The sequence below is a fragment of the Streptomyces sp. SM10 genome (genome assembly GCF_002910915.1).
Lineage (GTDB): Bacteria > Actinomycetota > Actinomycetes > Streptomycetales > Streptomycetaceae > Streptomyces.
The window spans coordinates 199,500-216,693 of sequence record NZ_NEUF01000173.1; the positions used below are offsets into that span (position 1 = coordinate 199,500).

Here is a 17,194-nt window from a genome sequence, read left to right on the forward strand (position 1 = left end):
CGGTGTGAGCCGACGGGCTCCGGCGGGGCCCCTGCGGTGTGAGACGACCCATAGGTCGCAGATCACATACGGGGAAGGGTAGTAGGCGCCGAGGAGCGGGCCCCCGGCCCTTGAGCGCTCCGGCCGGTCGGCCGGCGCTCTTCTACGGGGACACGTAGTAACAGCGACCCTTGCCTGCCCTCCGGTGTGCCGCTAACCATGGAGTCATGCCCAGGGGCGCCGCAGACGCAGCGCACCGGTCGAGCGCAGGACGTTCCGTGCGTACGGATCCTGCCGTGCCCGTCCCTGCCGTTTCTGTCGGTCCTGTGGCTGTCCTGTTGTCTTCGCCAGGAGTGCTTCTATCCGTACGTCCGCTCTGCCCATGACGTCCGCCGCCCGTTCTTCCCGTATCCGCAGGCTCTCGGTTTCGGGTCTGTGTGCCGCGGGTGCCGCGGCAGCGGCCCTGACTCTCGCTCCGTCTCCCGCGCATGCCGCGGAGCCGGTGCCGCACGGTGTGTCCGCGAAGGCGGAGAAGGCCGGCAAGGCTGCGTCGGACGCGGAGAAGCTGGACCACTGGATCCGTAAGTCCCTCAAGATCATGAAGGCCGAGGGGATGCCGGGTTCGTACGAGGGGCTGCACCGCAACATCATGCGTGAGTCGGGCGGTGACCCGGACGCGGCCAACGGCTGGGACGTCAACGCGCAGAACGGGACTCCGTCCAAGAGCCTCCTGCAGGTGATCCAGCCGACGTTCGAGGCCTTCCACGTCGACGGTACGTCGAAGGACCTGACGGACCCGATCGCCAACATCACGGCGGCGGCCAACTACGCCGCCGACAAGTACGGCTCCGTCGACAACGTCGACTCGGCCTACTGAGCAGCCCGACCCCACGGTACGGCCGCGCCCCCTCCCCGGGGGCGCGGCCGTACCGCGTCGCGCCACCCACTCCCGGACCCGTTAAGCTGCATGCGTCCCGCAGGGGAAGTCCGGTCGAAGTCCGGCGCTGACCCGCAACGGTAGGCGGAGCCCCACAGGGTTGCGTGAGCCCGATCACCTGCGGTGCTGAAGGCTCCTGGAAATCGCCGTGGACTGCGAGAGGCGCTGCATCGGGCGCCCGCGTCCGGGCTGCTCCTGCTGGTGCGGGTGCACGGCCCGATGCGAAAGCGACCGGCCTGTGGCCACATCCCTGGACCGAATACCTGACGCATCGTCACGCACGGGGGCCGGGCCCGTGCCGCCCGGCCGCGTCTCCCTCACCTTCCTCCTCGTCGTCCTGTGTACGGCGCTCCCCCTCTCGCTCGTCTGCGGGGCGGGACTGGGGGCGTCCGGGCTCTCCTGGGGCGAGGTCCTCCGGTACCTCTGGGCAGGTGTCACCGGCGGGCCCATCTCCCCGGACCAGGTCTCGGCGTACACCATCGTCTGGGAGCTGCGCCTTCCCCGGGCCGTCCTGGCGGCGGTCGTCGGCGCAGGACTGTCGGCGATCGGCGTGGCCGTCCAGGCGATGGTCCGCAACGCGCTCGCCGACCCGTTCGTGCTGGGGATCTCCTCGGGCGCCGCCGTCGGGGCCAACGCGGTGCTCATCTTCGGCGCGTTCGCTGCTCTGGGCCTGTGGGCGCTGTCCGCGGCGGCGTTCCTCTCCGCGCTCCTCGCCATGACGCTCGTGTACACGATCGCCCGTACCCCGCGTGGGCTGACCCCTCTGCGGCTCGTGCTGACGGGCACCGCGATGTACTACGGCTTCTCGGCCGTCACCACGTTCATGGTGTTCGCGGCCGAGCGCGGAGAGGCGGCCCGCTCCGCGATGATGTGGATGCTCGGCAGCCTGAGCGGTGCGGACTGGGCCTCGGTACCCATCGCCGCGGGAGCGGTGCTCGGCGGCATCGCCCACCTGGCCTGGTCGGGGCGCCGTCTGAACGCGCTCGCGATGGGCGACGAGACGGCCGCTGCCCTGGGGGTGGACGCGGGGCGGCTGCGCAAGGAGCTCTTCCTCGTCTCCGCGGCCGTCACCGGTTCGGTCGTCGCCGTGAGCGGTGCGATCGGATTCGTCGGCCTGATGGTCCCGCACGCCGTACGGATGCTGGTCGGCGCCGATCACGGCCGGCTGCTGGCCGTCGCCCCGCTCGCGGGCGCCGTCCTGCTGATCTGGGTGGACATCCTGTCCCGACTGGTCCTCGCCCCGGCCGAACTGCCGGTGGGTGTGCTCACCGCGGTCGTCGGCGTGCCGTGCTTCGTCCTGCTCATGCGCCGCCGCACCTACTCCTTCGGAGGCATGTGATGAGGATCGAGATCGACGCGCTGACGGTCGAGGTCGCGGGCGCGCGCCTGGTGGACGAGGTCACGCTGGGGGCGGCCGACGGGCAGCTCGTCGGCCTGGTCGGGCCCAACGGCAGCGGGAAGTCCACCCTGCTGCGCTGTGTCTACCGGGCCCTGCGTCCCACGGCCGGTGCGATACGGCTCGGCGGCGAGGACCTGCACACCATGAGCGCCCGCGAAGGAGCCCGGCGGCTGGCCGCCCTCCCGCAGGAAGCGGTGGCGGAGTTCGACTTCACCGTCGCGGAGACCGTCGCCATGGGGCGGCTCCCGCACCAGGGAGCGGTCGCCCGCGCCGACGACGAGGACCGCCGGCTGTGCGAGGAGGCACTCGGGGGGACGGGCGTGGGCCACCTGGCCGACCGGGGCTTCCTCACTCTCTCCGGAGGCGAGCGGCAGCGGGTCCTGATAGCCCGCGCGCTGGCCCAGCAGCCCCGGATCCTCGTACTGGACGAGCCGACCAACCACCTGGACATCGCTCATCAGCTGGAGGTCCTCGCCCTGGTGCGCGCCAGTGGCCTGACCGTGCTCACCGCCCTCCACGACCTCAACCTCGCCGCCCTCCACTGCGATCTCGTCCATGTCATCGACGGCGGCCGGATCGTCGCCTCGGGCGCTCCGCACGACGTACTGACCACCGAACTCCTGGCGGACGTCTTCGGCGTACGGGCCCACCGCGTGGCGCACCCGGAGACCGGCGCACTTCAGCTGATCTTCGACCTCCCCCCTGTCCGCCCCACCTCCTGAGGAGCCCCACCACCATGCCGACGTACATGCGCCCCGCCGCGCTCGCGCTCGCCACCGCCCTGGCCCTCACCGGATGCGGTGCGGAGGTGACGCGGACGGCCGACGGGAAGGACACCTCCCGGACGGCGGACGGCCACTACCCCGTGACGGTCGAGAACTGCGGGGAGAAGAAGACCTACGACAAGGCTCCGCAGCGCGTGGTCACCAACGACGTGGGTATCACCGAGATCATGTTCGCCCTCGGGCTCGAGGACCACATGGCGGGCTATGTGATGCCCGACGACAAGGGCGATCTCTCCGCGGTGCCGTGGAAGGACGCCTACGGGAGGACCGAGTGGCTCTCGAAGGACAGGATCACCGAGGAGCTGGTCCTCGACGCGCGGGCCGACCTCGTCTTCGCGGGCTGGAACTACGGATTCAGCGAGGGGGACGCCTTCACCCCCGCCGGACTGCGCAGGGTGGGGATCGACTCCTACCTCCTCAGCGAGTCGTGCCGCAACGGCCAGGGCAAGGCCCGCGGAGTGATGTCACCGCTCGACGCGCTCTACACGGACCTCGCCAACCTGGGAAAGGTGTTCGACGTCGAGGACCGGGCCGAGGCACTCACGGAGTCCTTCCGGAAGCAGATCGCCGAAGCGCAGACGAAGGCCCCGAAGGGGAGCGACCGCCCGCGCGTCTTCCTCTACGACGACGGCAGGGACAAGCCCCTGACCTCGGGTGTCTACGCCGGGCCGCACGACATCATCACCAAGGCCGGGGGCGACCACATCATGAAGGACCTCAAGGACAGCTGGACGACGGTGGGATGGGAGACGGTGATCGACCGTGACCCCGAGGTGATCGTGATCAACAACTACGGGGACACCACCGCCGACCGGAAGCGGGCGTTCCTCCTGTCGTACGAACCGCTCGCGAACGTCTCCGCCATCCGGAACAACCGGATCGTCGTGCTCGACTACGTGGACCTCGTGGAGAGCCCCCGTAACCCCGCAGCCGTCACCTCGCTCGCCGCGGAACTGAGGAAGCAGGCTTCCTGAACTCGGGCCACGCCGTGCCGGGGGCCGTCCCCGGCACGGCGTGGTGGGTCCTCAGGGCGCGGCGTGGGCGGCCATGACGTGCTTGACGCGTGTGTAGTCGTCGAGCCCGTACCGGCTCAGGTCTCGGCCGATGCCCGACTGCTTGTAGCCGCCGTGCGGAGTCTCGGCCGGGATCACCTGGTGGCAGTTGAGCCAGACGCAGCCGAAGTCGAGCTCCGCGCTCACCCTCATCGCACGGCCCAGGTCGACGGTCCAGACACTGGACGCGAGACCCAGGTCGACGCCGTTGGCGAGGGCGACGGCCTCCTCCTCGGTGTCGAAGGGCTGCACGGTGAGGACAGGTCCGAAGACCTCCCCCTGGACGACGTCGTCGTCCTGCCGCACGCCCGAGACGACGGTGGGCGGGAAGAAGTAGCCCGGCCGGTCGAGCACGGTCCCGCCCGCTTCGATCCGCGCGTGCGGAGGCAGGCCGGCCAGGACGGCAGCCACCCGGTCGGCGTGGGCGGCGCTGTTGAGGGGGCCGTGGAACACGCCCTCCTCGTCGGGCGGGCCCGCCCGGGTGTCCCGTGCCGCCTCGACGAGCGCCGCGAGCAGGGCGTCGTGCGCCTCGCGCTGGACCAGTACGCGGGTCAGGGCGGTGCAGTCCTGGCCCGCGTTGAAGAAGGCCGCATCGGCCAGGGCGCGGGCCGTCCGGACCGCGTCGACATCGGCGAAGACGAGGGCCGGTGCCTTGCCGCCCAGCTCCAGGTGGACGTTCTTGATCTCATGTGCCGCCGTGCTCATCACCTCCGCACCGGCTCGGGTGCTGCCGGTGATGGCGACCATGTCGATGTCCGGGTGCGCGACGAGGGCGCGTCCGGTGTCTCGGTCCCCACAGACGACGTTCACGACCCCGGGCGGGAAGGCCTGCTGGGCGAGTTCGCCGAGCAGGACCGTGGACCAGGGCGTGGTGTCCGACGGCTTGAGCACCACGGTGTTGCCGGCGGCCAGCGCCGGGCCGAGCTTCCACACCGCCATCATGAACGGGTAGTTCCACGGGGTGACCTGGGCGACGGCCCCGACCGGCTCACGGCGCACGTAGGAGGTGTGGCCCTCCGCGTACTCCCCGGCCGCGATGCCCTCCAGGAGCCGGGCCGCACCCGCGAAGAACCGCAACTGGTCTGCGCCCCGCAGGATTTCGAGCGTCCGGGTGACCGCACGCGGCTTCCCGGTGCTGCGCACCTCGGCATCCAGCAGGTCGTCCGCGTGGGCGACCACGAGGTCGGCCAGGCGCAGCAGGGCCTCCTGCCGGCGAGCCGGGGTGCCGCGGCGCCAGGCCGGCAGCGCGCGGCGTGCCGCGGCCACGGCGGCGTCCACCTCGGCGGCCGAGGAGCGGGGAGCGGTGCCGTAGACCTGCCCGGTCGCCGGGTCGGTCAGCTCCATGCGGTCGGCGGTGTCCGTGCTCCGGCCGTCGACGACGTTACGGAGATCCAGGTCAGCCATGGGTGACGCTCCTTTCGCGCAGGGAGTCCACGGTGACGCCTGGGGCCAGCCGGCCCTCGGTCACCTTCAGCTCGATCAGCGCGGCCGTGCCCGAGGCGAGGGCGCGTTCGAGGGCCGGGACGAACTCGGCGGTCTCCGTGACGGTTTCGCCGTGGGCCCCGAAGGCCCTGGCGTACACGGCGAAGTCGGGATTGCTCAGTGCGGTGCCGCTGACGCGTCCGGGGTAGGTCTGCTCCTGGTGCTGCCGGATGGTGCCGAAGGTGGAGTTGTTCAGGACCAGGACCAGCGGGGCCGCACCCTCGGCCATGGCGGTGGCCAGTTCCTGACCGTTCATCAGGAAGCAGCCGTCACCGGCGACGGACACGACCTGGCGGCCCGGGTGCCCGATCGCGGCGGCCACCGCCGCGGGTATCCCGTAGCCCATGGAGCCGTTGCGCGGGGCGAGTTGACGCCCTCCCTCGCGGTGGGCCAGGAATCGCTGCGCCCAGATGGCGTGGTTGCCCGCGCCGAAGGTGACGACGGCGTCGGCGGACAGCCTGGTGTTCAGGGCGGCGAAGACCGCACCGAGGTCGAGCCGGTCCTGCTCGGGCACCGGGGTGCGGAAGGCCAGGTGCGCCTCCCGGTCCTGCTTGGTGAGGACCGCCCACGGCACCGGCCCGGAGGGCTGCAGGGTGCGGACCGCCTCGCCGAAGGGTTCCGGGGCCGCGAGCATCGTCAGTGCGGTGGGGTAGAGGGCGCCGGGCGGCTGGGAGTCCGCCAGCACCTGCACCAGGCGCGGCCCCGGACCGTCCCGCGTCAGGAGCGAGTAGCCGTCGGTGGCCACGTCGCCGGGCGCCGTACCGATGCTGATCAGCAGGTCCGCCGTGCGGACCCGCTCGGCCAGCGCCTCGTCCCGGCCGTAGCCGAGAGGCCCGACGTACACGGGGGACTCGTTGTCGATCAGGTCCTGGCAGCGGAAGTCCACCGCGACGGGCAGCGACCATGCCTCGGCCCAGGCGCGTACACCGGTACGTGCCGCGGGCGTCCAGCGGCTGCCGCCCAGCAGGACGAGGGGGCGCTCGGCGGACGCCAGCAGCGCCTCCAGCGAGGCGAGTTCGCCGGGCGCCACCCCGCCGTCCGGAACGGTCAGCGGGACGGCGTCGCCGACCCGCACGGTGTCGGTGAGCATGTCCTCGGGCAGGCCGACGACCACGGGACCGGGCCGGCCGCTCCGTGCGACGGCGAAGGCCCGGGCCACGTGCTCGGGGATGCGGGCCGCGTCGTCGACCGTCTCGACGAGCTTGGCGCTGGCACCGAACGTCCCGCGCAGGTCCAGCTCCTGGAAGCCCGCGCGGCCCGTGTGGCGGCGGGGGACGAGCCCGATGAACAGGACGAGCGGTGTGGCGTCCTGATATGCAGTGTGCAGTGCCACCAGCGCATTGGTGGCGCCGGGGCCGCGGGTGGCGAAGCAGACCCCGGGCTGCCCGGTGAGCTTCCCGTGGGCCTCGGCCATGTAGGCGGCACCACCCTCGTGGCGGCACACCACCAGGCGGAGCGGGGCGTCGTGCAGGGCGTCGAGAGCGGCCAGGTAGCTCTCACCCGGCACCCCGTACGCGGTGTCGACGCCGTGGGCGGCGAGCTGGTCGATCAGGACCTGGCCGCCGGTGCGGGCAGGGTGGGGCGCTGTCATGCGGAGACCTCGACGTGTCGGACGGGCTGGGGGGAGGGGCCGCGCCGCCGCAGGACGGATCCGGCGGCGATGGACCCCACGACGGTGCAGGCGGCGATGGCCATGAGGAGCAGCGAGGCGCCCCAGGAGGCGCCACCGGCGACGCTGGTGAGCGAGGTGGCCATGAGCGGCACGAAGCCGGACAGGACCCCCGCGAGGTTGTAGGACATGGCGACGGCGCTGTAGCGGAACTCCTCGGGGAACATCCCGGAGACGACGGCGCCGATGGGCGCGTACGGGATCGAGAGCGCGCCGATCCCTAGCGAGACGCCCAGGTAGACCAGGCCGGTCTCCTTGGTGTCGACGAGCCAGAAGGCCGGGAAGGCGACGGCCATGGTGGCGACGGCCCCGAGGGCGCACACCCGCCAGGCGCCGATGCGGTCGGCGAGCCGGCCGGCCAGGACGAGCACGATGATCTCGACGACGGAGCCGATGACGGTGGCGTTGAGCATCGTCTGCTTGTCGAGGCCCAGCTCGTCGGTGCCGTACGAGATCACGAACGTGCTCATCAGGAAGAAGCCGCCGACGCCGAGGAAGGCGGCCCCGATGCCGATGATCATGCGGCCCCAGGTGCGGCGGAACGCCTCGACGACGGGGGCCGGCTTCGGGCCGTTGCGCTCGGCGTCCTCCAGCATGGCGCGGAAGGCCGGGGACTCCTCGATGTGCATGCGCAGGTAGAGGGCGAAGCCCAGCAGGGGGAAGGCGACGAGGAAGGGCAGGCGCCAGCCCCACGAGAGGAACGCGTCGTCCGGCAGCATGCCCACGAGCGCGAAGGCACCGCTGGAGAGCAGGGTGCCGACGGGCGAGCCCAGCTGCGGTATCGACGAGTAGCTGCCGTGCTTCTCCTTCGGCGTGTGCTCCAGGGTGAGCAGCATCGCCCCGGACCACTCACCGCCGACGGATATGCCCTGGAGGAAGCGCAGGACGCACAGCAGCACCGGCGCCCAGATCCCGATGCTCCCGTACGTGGGCAGCAGGCCGATGCAGCCGGTGGTGGCCCCCATCATCAGCACGGTGATGATCAGGGAGACCTTGCGGCCGTAGCGGTCGCCGACGTGCCCGAAGACGGCGGCGCCGATGGGCCGTGCCACGAACCCGACGGCGAACGTGACGAACGAGGCGAGGGTGCCCACCGTCGGATCGAGCTCGGGGAAGAACAGCTTGTTGAAGACGAGCGCGGCGGCGGTGCCGTAGAGGAAGTAGTCGTACCACTCCAGGGCGGTGCCGCTGAAAGCCGCTGTCAGCAGCCTTCGGATGTCCTTGAGGTCGGGCTTGGATGGGGTGCTCACGCGTTCTCCTGGGGAGCGGCGGCCTCGGCGGCCGGAGGGGACGGGGGACCGGAGCGTGCGGGGGCACGGGTCAGACCGTGCGGATCGTGGGCGGGGTCGCCGCCGACGACGGTGCTGAGGATCCCGATCGCGCCGATGCGGTCGGGGTCCGTGCGGACGGGGTCGCCGTCCAGGACGACGAGGTCGGCGAGCTGGCCGGGGACGAGCTGCCCCTTGCGCCCGCCGAAGCCTGTGGCCAGGGCCGAGCCCTCGGTCCAGGCGCGGAGCGCGGCCAGAACCGGAATTCCTTCGTCCGGACCATACGGCACACCCGTCTCGGTCAGCCGGGTGACCATCGACTGGATCGCGGGGAGAGGGGCGCCGGGCGCCACGGGGCGGTCGGAACTGCCCGGGACGGGCAGCCCGAGCTCCGTGAACGAGCGCATCCGGTAGGACCACGCGGTGCGCTCCGGGCCGAGTGCGGCGGCCATGGCGTCCCCGAAGGTGTGCAGGAAGTTGTGCTGCGGCACGGGGACCACGCCCAGCTCGGCGAAGCGGGCCAGCTGGTCGGGGCGTACCACCCCGGCGTGCTCGATCCGGTGCCGTACGCCGCCGCGGGGCCGTTCCCCGTGGGCGCGCGCGAAGGCGTCGAGTGCCAGGTCCACGGCACGGTCGCCGATGGCGTGCGCGGCCACGGTCCAGCCGGACCGGTGGGCGGCGACGACCAGGTCCGCCATGGCGTCGGCGTCCCCCTGGAAGTAGCCCGTGGGCCGCGTCTCGTTGTGGGGGCACCCGCAGAAGGGTTCGCTCACCGCGGCCGTGCGGCCCAGGAGCGAACCGTCGAGGAAGATCTTCACCGGGCCGAGGGAGAGCCGGTCGTCGCCGAAGCCGGTGCGCATCCCGAGGTCGAGCCCGAGCGTGATGCCGTCGTCGGCGTGCGCGGTCAGCGGGTGCAGAACGTCGGACGCGGCCATCAGCTGGGCGCGGGTGTGCAGCCGTCCGGTCTCCCGTGCCAGCTGGTAGGCGGCGGCCTCCACCGGCGTGTGCCCGATCCAGCCGCCGCCGATCCCTGCCTCGGTGAAGCTGGTGACGCCCTCGGTCAGGTAGTGCCGGGTCGCCGCGCCGACCGCGGCGGCGACGGTCTCCGCCGGGTACGGCAGCACCTGCCGCTGCACCAGCCGCTGCGCGGTCTCCTCCAGCAGGCCGTCGGGGCGGCCCCTCTCGTCCCGCGAGACGACTCCGCCGTCGGGATCGCGGAACCCCGGATCGAGCGCGCCGGCCGCCCGCAGCACCGGTGTGTTCACCACGCAGGCGTGCCCGGAGGTGTGCTTGAGCCAGACGGGCCGCCCCCCGGCCGCACGGTCGAGTGCGTCGCGGTGCGGATAGCCGCCGAGCCGGTGGTGGTCGAGCCCGGCGCCGGTCACCCAGGCGTCCGGGGCGAGCCCGTCCGCGTAGGCGGAGACGGAGGCGTACACCTCATCGACCGAACGCGCCGTGGAGACGTCGAGCTGGGTGAGGGTGAGGCCGAACCACGCCGTGTGGCAGTGGGCGTCGTTGAAGCCGGGCAGGACGGTGGCGCCGCCCGCGTCGAGCACGCGCCGCGCGGGCAGGTCTGCGACGTCCTCGTCGAGACCGACGACGGTGCCGTGGAGCACACCGAGCGTGTGGGCGTCCGGGCGCGCGGGGTCGAGGGTGCGGATGCGGGCGTTGCGGACGATGAGGTCCAGTCGCATGTCGGGGTGCCTCTCAGGCGAGGTGGTGCAGTTGCGCGAGCGGCACAGCGGTGGCGGGCGCCGTGCCGGTCGGCACGCCGTCGACGAGGACCGGAGCGGGCTCCCGGGGCACGATGACGCGCGGCGTCGCCGTGTTGTGCAGCATGTCGGCGCGGGTCAGACCGCGGCTCCCGCGGATCGGCGCGTAACTGAGTCCGCCGGGCAGAGCCGCCCGGGCCGCGCGGTCGGCCAGCGCCGCCTCGGCGACGAAGACCTTGGCGAGCCGGGCGGGGGCACCGCCGAGCGCGCCGTAGTAGGGCCGGTAGCTCCGCGGCTGGGTGAGGCGGGTCGAGCCCGAGCCCGAGCCGCTGTTGCCCCACGCCACGAAACCCGCCTTGATGACCAGCTCGGGCTTGCTGCCGAACCACTTGGGGTCCCAGAGGACGAGATCGGCCATCCGCCCCGCCTGTACGGTCCCGACCTCGTGGGCGAGGCCGTGGGCGATCGCCGGGTTGAGCGTGATCTTCGCGAGGTAGCGCAGGGCCCGGGCGTTCTCCGAGCGCTCCACCCCGCCACCGCCGTTCGCGAGGGCCTGCACATGGGCGAGCTGCCAGGTCCTGCGCACCGTCTCGGCGATGCGGCCCATGCCCATGGAGTCGGAGTTGACGATGGAGATCGCGCCCAGGTCGTGCAGCGCGTTCTCGGCGGCGATGGCATGGCCCCGGATCCGGCTCCGGGAGATCGTCACATCGCTCTCGGAGTGGTGGTTCTGCCGGTGGACGGTCATCGTCATCGGGAACAGCTCGCCGACGGTGTTGGGGGTGTACGGCACCGTGGGCGTCGTCGACGACGGCAGGATGTTCGGCTCGGAGAGGATCTCCAGGAGGTCGGGGTGCCCGCCGCCGCCCTCCACGTGGTAGGCGTGCACCGTGCGGCCGCGCGTCGCCCCCAGCGTGTCGCGCAGATAGCCGGACTCGTTCATGGAGTCGGTGTGCAGCGCGACGGGCAGATCGGCCTGGTCGGCGGTGTCGAGGCAGTTGTCGATGATGCGCGGTGTCGCCCCGAAGTCCTCGTGGATCTTGAATCCGCCGGCCCCGGCGAGCGTGATCTCGTCCAGCAGAGCGCGCGAGCTGGACGAACCGCGCGCCAGGAAGGCGATGTTGAGCGGTGTGCCCTGCCAGGCGCTCATCAGGGTGTGCAGGTTGTGCGCCGGGTTGCAGCCGATCTCCCACACGCCGCCGAGCCCCATCCCGACGAGCGTGGTCACCCCGGCGGACAGTGCGGCCGGGGCCACCTCGGGCGAGGAGAGATGGACATGGCTGTCGACGATGCCCGGAGTCGCGATCAGCCCCTCGCCCGGCACCACCGAGGTGTGGGAGTCGACGGCGTACTCGACGTCCATGACATCCGGATTGCCGACGCCGCCGACGGCGACGATGCGCCCGTCCTTGATCCCGATGTCGGTCTTGCGGACCCCCAGCACCGGGTCCATGAGCACGACACCGGCGACCACCATGTCCAGCGCGGAGTCGCGGTCGGAACGGGGCGAGGCGAGGAGCCCGTCACGGACCGTCTTGCCGCAGCCCCCCAGCAGTTCGTCGCCGGGGGTCCCGTCGTCGGCCTCGACCTCGACCCACAGGCAGGTGTCGCCGAGACGGATGCGGTCGCCGGTCGTCGGACCGTAGAGGGCGTTGTACGTGCGCCGGTCGATGCGGGTCATGCGGAGGCCTCCTGGGAGTCGCCGGCCGTGTGCCGGGCGGTGACCACACCGACCTCGCGCACCTCACCCGGCTCGAAGGCGAGCGCGGTGCCGGCAGGGATGTCGAGGCGCATGCCCGCGGCCGCCTCACGGTCGAGCGAGAGGGCCGCGTTGACCTCGGCGAGCGGGTAGTGCGAGGAGAGGTGGACGGTGCGGTCACCGGTGTTGCGGATGGTCAGCCGGGCGCGGGGCCGTCCGGTGTTGATCTCGACGGGCTCGGCCGCGGTGTGCACCGCTCCCGGGGCGGGGGCACCACCCGCCGCGGTGATGGGACGGTCGACGGCCACCAGGGAGGTGCCGGACGGGAACAGCGCCTCGACCTGGACCTGGGGGATCATCTCCGGGACGCCCTCCATCACGTCGTCCTCGGTCAGCACCCCGCGCCCGGTCTCGATGACCTCGTCCAGGCTCTGTCCGTCCCAGGCGGCTTCGAGCACCTCGTCGCAGATCAGGGCGATCGCCTCCGGGACGTTGAGTCGTCGGCCGCGCGCCAGGCGCCGCCGGGCGAGTTCTGCGACGGTGAACAGCTCCAGCCGCTCCCGTTCGCGAGGAGTCATGTGCACAGCGGCGCCCTCTGCAGATGGGGATCAGGCCATGGCCTGTCGGACTTCCCCAGCATTGATGGGGGCGCGGTTTCAGCCAACGTTGAAATGCCACCGGGGTGCGGGCGAGGATGGTGCACATGCACAATGACCCGTCCTTCGTCGCCGCCCGTCAGGCCCCCGGGCTCTTCCCGCCGCCCGACCCGCGCGTGACGGAGCTCGCCCGGCAGTGCCTCCAGGAGATCGACAGCCTGGTCGGGGTGTGGGTGGAGTACGTGCGGCCGGTGCGCGCCACCTACGCGGACCGCGTCCTGGACGACGAGTTCCGCGAGACCGCCTGGCAGGCCTTCGAGCTGCTGCTGCGCACCGTGGCCCGCGTCCCCGTGCCCGAGACGATCGCGTCGGTGTCGGAGCGCGTCGGCGAACAGCGGGCCCGGCAGGGCGTCCCCCTGTCGTCTCTGCTGGAGGCCGCCCGCCTCGACTTCCGCGTGGTCTGGGCCGCGCTGGTCCGCAAGGCGGGGGAGGAGGACAGCGCCCAGCTCGTCAACTCCGCCTACCAGGTGTGGGAGGCGGTCGAGGGGCATGTCACCGGGATCATGACCGCCTACCAGCGCACGGTCCTGGAGATGGGCCGGCGCACCGAGGACGAGCGCCGGATGTGGTTCGCAAGACTGCTGGACAACGAGGGGCGCAACCCCACCGTGGTCGGCGACGCGGCGCACGCCCTCGGCTTCACCGAGGAGGCCGGCTACCTGTGCGCGGTGACCTCACCCCAGCACGGCGCGGGCATGCGCAAGGCGTCCGCCGACCTCAGGGCGCTGGACGTGCCGGTGCAGCTCCAGACGGTCGCCTCCGACATGGTGCTCACCGTGCAGCTGGACCGGCGTACGACCGTGGAGAAGGTCCTGGCCCGCCTCCAGGGAACGCCCTGCGGGGTGGCGTGCGCCCGGGACGGACTCGGATCCGTCCCCCGGGCGGTCCAGCTCGCGACCGCGACGGCCCGGGTGCTGCCGCCGGACGCGGGTGCGCCGAGGCGGCTGGAGGAGAGCTGGCTCGACGTCCTGGTGCAGCGGGCCGACGACGTCGCCCGCGACCTCGCCGACGACGTCCTCGGCGGGCTCCAGGCGGACGGGGTGGGCCAGGGGGAGGCCGAACGGCTACTGGAGACGGTCCGCGTCCACCTGGCGGGCAGCGGATCCGTCGCCGACACGGCCACGGCGCTCTACTGCCACCGCAACACCGTCCAGCACCGCTTCGCCCGCTTCGCCGAGCTCACCGGGCGGGACGTCCGCCGCCCCGAGGACGCCGCCCTGGTGACCCTGGCCCTGCGGGCGGCCGGGGGGAGGGCGCAGGCGGAGGCTCCGCTCTGAGCGGGCAGGCGGCACCAGGGCGGGGCTGCCGCCCGCCCCTCAGTCGGTGAGGCCCAGCGCGCCCGCCGCCTGGATCGCCAGCCAGACCTCGGCGAGTGCACCCGTCGAGGTCAGATCGCGCCGGGCGAGCGTGCCGAAGCGGCGCAGCCGGTAGGCGAGGGTGTTCGGGTGGATGTGGAGCGCCGCCGCGGCCGTCTCCGTACGGCGGTCACGCTCCATCCAGGTGCGGGCCGAGACCAGTAGATGCGAGTCGTGGGCCTCGTCGTACCGCAGGACCTCGCCGAGCACGTGCTCGACGAGCGCGGCCAGGACTGCGGGGTCGTCGGGCAGCCAGCGTCCCGTCGCGTCGTCGCCGTACCGGACGACCGGGCGGCCGGACTCAGCGGCCTTCGAGACCGCCCAGAGCGCTTCGCGTTCGGCGACCTTCAGCGCGACGCCCGGCAGGAAGGGGCGGCTCATCCCCGCCGCCACGGACGGCAGTCCTCCGACGGCCTCCGCCAGCTCCGGTGCACCCAGGACGTAGCGGTCCTCACCCCAGGTCAGCAGCAGATGGGGGCGGCCCTCCAGGCAGCGCAGCAGCGCCTCGTCCGTGGCGTGGCGGACCACCAGGAGGACGGCCTCGCCCCTGATCGCGTGCCGGGCGAGCCGCCGGCGTGCCGCCTCCGGATCGAGCACCTCCTGCAGCATCTCGGCCAGCGTCTCCGCCCCCTCGCGGCGCAGCACCTCGCGCTCGTTGCGCACCATCGCCAGCCGCAGCGCCGCCACGGTCGCGATGTGCTGGACGACGGCGAGCCCCGCCGGCTGGGCGCCCTGGCGCTCGTACGCGACGAGGAAGCCCGCCGGGCCGCCGGGCGCCGGGACCGGGAGGACGAAGCCGCCGGGCACCGTGGGCGGGGCGTCGACGGACGACGGCAGGACACCGGGATCCGGCGTGGGGACGCCCGGCAGGAGGGGGCGGCCCTGCGGCGTGCAGAGGTACACGTCGTAACCGGACAGGCCTTCGAGCCGGCGCAGCAGCGCCGGGGTGTCGAGGTCCTCGGCGACCAGCCAGCGCAGGGACCCGAAGACCTGGAGCTGCGCTCCCAGCCGGTGCCGGGCGTCCTCCTGGACCGCGGCCGCGACCTCCTGGGAGACGGCGATGAAGGGAACCGCGAGCGGGACTTCGAGGACAGGGAAGCCCCGCTCCTCGGCCGCCTCGAAGAACGCGTCGTGGAGCGGCGGCATGTGCAGCTGAGCCGAGAGCGCGAGGCCCGACACGCCCGCGTCGTCCAGACGCTCCAGATAGGCGCGCTGACCGGCCGCGTCACGGGGCACCGCCAGACCCGCCGTCATGATCACCTCGGCGCCGAGCAGCCAGGGCGTGGGATCGGCGAGCTCGCTGGCGTGCGCCCACGACACGGAGCGGCCCAGGCCGCCGCTGCCGGCCTTCACCGAGAGCTGGAGCGCCGGGAAGGTGAGCAGATCCTCGATCGTGAGTTTGTTGCTGGCCACAGAAAGGAGCGTACATCTCTGTGTCGGACACAATTGTCGCTGATCATCCAGGGCCACAGACTGCTGGGAGCCCCTACGCAGGAACGGAAGGTGGAGCGTCCGTGACGACCTCGATCACCGAAATCGAGACCTATGGTGCCGAGCGGATCCCTCGTCCGCCCCGCTGATCCAGCCCTTCGGCGACACGGCCGTCTTCAGCCACGACGTGGAGACGCGGGTCGCCACGCACGCGGGGGAGGAGACGGTCCACGAGCGGGAGACCATCGTCTTCGCCCGTGGAGGCGACGGCCGCTGGACCGCTGTCCACGAACACCTTTCCGCCCGCACCACCGCCTGACCGGGAGACGTTCCATGAGCACCACGTTCCGCAACTACATCGACGGTTCCTTCGCCGACGCGGCGGACGGCCGCACGCTCGACGTGGTGGACCCCACCACCGGTGCGGTCTACGCGACCTCCCCGCTCTCGGGCGAGGCGGACGTCGACGCGGCGATGGCGGCCGCGGCCGCCGCCTTCCCGGTCTGGCGCGACACCACGCCGTCCGTGCGCCAGCGCGCGCTCCTGAAGATCGCCGACGCGATGGAGGAGCGGGCGGAGGAGCTGGCCGCCGCCGAGAGCCGTGACACCGGCAAGCCGCTCCACCTCTTCCGCAGCGACGAACTCGCCCCCGCCATCGACCAGGTGCGCTTCTTCGCGGGTGCGGCACGGATGCTCGAAGGCCGCTCGGCCGGGGAGTACATGGAGGGGCTCACCTCCATCGTCCGCCGGGAGCCGGTCGGCGTGTGTGCGCAGGTCGCGCCCTGGAACTACCCGCTGCTGATGGCGGTGTGGAAGTTCGCGCCCGCGCTCGCGGCGGGCAACGCGGTTGTCCTCAAGCCCTCGGACACCACCCCGGCGTCCACCGTGCTCATCGCCGAGATCGTCGGCGGGGTCCTCGCCGATCTGCAGCTTCCGCGCGGCATCTTCAACGTGGTCTGCGGCGACCGCGACACCGGCCGCCTGATGGTGGAGCACCCGACCCCGGCGATGGCCTCCATCACCGGTTCCGTACGCGCCGGCATCCAGGTCGCCCAGAGCGCGTCCAAGGACGTCAAGCGCGTCCACCTGGAGCTCGGCGGCAAGGCCCCGGCAGTGGTCTTCGAGGACGCCGACCTGGCGAAGGCGGTCGAGGACCTGGTGGTCGGCGGATTCTTCAACGCCGGCCAGGACTGCACGGCCGCCACCCGCGTCCTGGTCCACGCGTCCGTCCACGACGAGTTCGTCACCGCGCTCGCCAAGGCGGCGGCCGACACGAAGACCGGTCTGCCGGACGACGAGGACGTGCTCTACGGCCCGCTCAACAACGCCAACCAGCTGGCGCAGGTCAGCGGCTTCATCGAGCGGCTCCCCGCGCACGCCAAGGTCGAGTCGGGAGGCCACCGCGTCGGCGACACGGGCTACTTCTACGCCCCGACCGTCGTCTCCGGCCTCCGCCAGGACGACGAGATCATCCAGCAGGAGGTCTTCGGGCCCGTCATCACCGTCCAGTCCTTCACGGACGAGGCCCAGGCCGTGGAGTTCGCCAACGGCGTCGAGTACGCCCTGGCCTCCTCGGTGTGGACCAAGGACCACTCCCGTGCGATGCGGATGTCCAAGAACCTCGACTTCGGCTGCGTGTGGATCAACACCCACATCCCGCTGGTCGCCGAGATGCCCCACGGCGGATTCAAGAAGTCCGGCTACGGCAAGGACCTCTCCGCCTACGGCTTCGAGGACTACACCCGCATCAAGCACGTCATGACCTCGCTC

At 72.3% G+C, this 17,194-nt stretch carries 14 protein-coding genes and 1 riboswitch; of the genes, 7 read left to right on the forward strand and 7 right to left on the reverse strand.

Annotation, left to right across the window (positions count from 1 at the left end):
* Window positions 1-361 precede the first annotated feature (361 nt).
* The 4 genes from B9S57_RS28595 (at window position 362) to B9S57_RS28610 (ending at window position 4,074) form a co-directional block, all read left to right on the forward strand.
* Complete coding sequence (locus tag B9S57_RS28595) at window positions 362-856, forward strand: transglycosylase SLT domain-containing protein (RefSeq protein ID WP_103760063.1); 495 nt, start codon at window positions 362-364, stop codon at window positions 854-856.
* A 69-nt stretch (window positions 857-925) separates the two neighbouring features.
* A riboswitch (cobalamin riboswitch) is annotated at window positions 926-1,057 on the forward strand.
* Window positions 1,058-1,154: 97 nt separating this feature from the next.
* On the forward strand, window positions 1,155-2,255 hold the full coding sequence (locus tag B9S57_RS28600; protein WP_103760064.1) for an iron ABC transporter permease: 1,101 nt from the start codon (window positions 1,155-1,157) through the stop codon (window positions 2,253-2,255).
* Complete coding sequence (locus tag B9S57_RS28605; protein ID WP_181011510.1) at window positions 2,255-3,037, forward strand: ABC transporter ATP-binding protein; 783 nt, start codon at window positions 2,255-2,257, stop codon at window positions 3,035-3,037. Before B9S57_RS28600 ends, B9S57_RS28605 begins: the two co-directional genes overlap by 1 nt.
* Window positions 3,038-3,051: 14 nt before the next feature.
* Window positions 3,052-4,074, forward strand: a complete 1,023-nt coding sequence (locus B9S57_RS28610) for an ABC transporter substrate-binding protein (protein ID WP_103760066.1) — start codon at window positions 3,052-3,054, stop codon at window positions 4,072-4,074.
* A gap of 51 nt (window positions 4,075-4,125) precedes the next feature.
* Here B9S57_RS28610 and B9S57_RS28615 read toward each other — a convergent pair whose 3' ends face one another.
* Genes B9S57_RS28615 through B9S57_RS28640 form a run of 6 tightly spaced genes read right to left on the reverse strand, consistent with a single transcriptional unit; the run spans window position 4,126 to window position 12,560 of the window.
* Complete coding sequence (locus tag B9S57_RS28615) at window positions 4,126-5,556, reverse strand: aminobutyraldehyde dehydrogenase (RefSeq protein ID WP_103760067.1); 1,431 nt, start codon at window positions 5,554-5,556, stop codon at window positions 4,126-4,128.
* On the reverse strand, window positions 5,549-7,225 hold the full coding sequence (locus B9S57_RS28620; protein WP_103760068.1) for a thiamine pyrophosphate-dependent enzyme: 1,677 nt from the start codon (window positions 7,223-7,225) through the stop codon (window positions 5,549-5,551). The genes B9S57_RS28615 and B9S57_RS28620 overlap by 8 nt, the downstream gene beginning before the upstream one ends.
* Window positions 7,222-8,553: an MFS transporter gene (locus B9S57_RS28625; protein WP_103760069.1), complete on the reverse strand. Its 1,332-nt coding sequence runs from the start codon at window positions 8,551-8,553 to the stop codon at window positions 7,222-7,224. Before B9S57_RS28625 ends, B9S57_RS28620 begins: the two co-directional genes overlap by 4 nt.
* Entirely contained in the window at window positions 8,550-10,265 is a 1,716-nt protein-coding gene (locus B9S57_RS28630) for an amidohydrolase (protein WP_103760070.1), read from the reverse strand. Before B9S57_RS28630 ends, B9S57_RS28625 begins: the two co-directional genes overlap by 4 nt.
* A 13-nt stretch (window positions 10,266-10,278) precedes the next feature.
* Window positions 10,279-11,964, reverse strand: a complete 1,686-nt coding sequence (locus B9S57_RS28635) for an urease subunit alpha (protein WP_103760071.1) — start codon at window positions 11,962-11,964, stop codon at window positions 10,279-10,281.
* Window positions 11,961-12,560 (reverse strand): urease subunit gamma, encoded by a 600-nt coding sequence (locus tag B9S57_RS28640; RefSeq protein WP_258036682.1) that lies wholly within the window; start codon window positions 12,558-12,560, stop codon window positions 11,961-11,963. The genes B9S57_RS28635 and B9S57_RS28640 overlap by 4 nt, the downstream gene beginning before the upstream one ends.
* Window positions 12,561-12,685: 125 nt before the next feature.
* On the opposite strand from B9S57_RS28640, the gene B9S57_RS28645 reads away from it, so the two are divergent.
* Window positions 12,686-13,915: a CdaR family transcriptional regulator gene (locus B9S57_RS28645; RefSeq protein ID WP_103760073.1), complete on the forward strand. Its 1,230-nt coding sequence runs from the start codon at window positions 12,686-12,688 to the stop codon at window positions 13,913-13,915.
* 39 nt (window positions 13,916-13,954) lie between these two features.
* Here B9S57_RS28645 and B9S57_RS28650 read toward each other — a convergent pair whose 3' ends face one another.
* Window positions 13,955-15,406, reverse strand: coding sequence for a PucR family transcriptional regulator (locus B9S57_RS28650; protein ID WP_103760074.1), 1,452 nt, complete (start codon window positions 15,404-15,406; stop codon window positions 13,955-13,957).
* Between the two features lie 166 nt (window positions 15,407-15,572).
* Between B9S57_RS28650 and B9S57_RS28655 the strand changes: the two genes are divergently transcribed.
* Both B9S57_RS28655 and B9S57_RS28660 read left to right on the forward strand, forming a co-directional pair.
* On the forward strand, window positions 15,573-15,743 hold the full coding sequence (locus tag B9S57_RS28655) for a nuclear transport factor 2 family protein (RefSeq protein ID WP_258036684.1): 171 nt from the start codon (window positions 15,573-15,575) through the stop codon (window positions 15,741-15,743).
* A gap of 14 nt (window positions 15,744-15,757) precedes the next feature.
* A partial coding sequence (locus tag B9S57_RS28660; protein WP_103760075.1) for a gamma-aminobutyraldehyde dehydrogenase occupies window positions 15,758-17,194 on the forward strand: 1,437 nt, incomplete at its 3' end.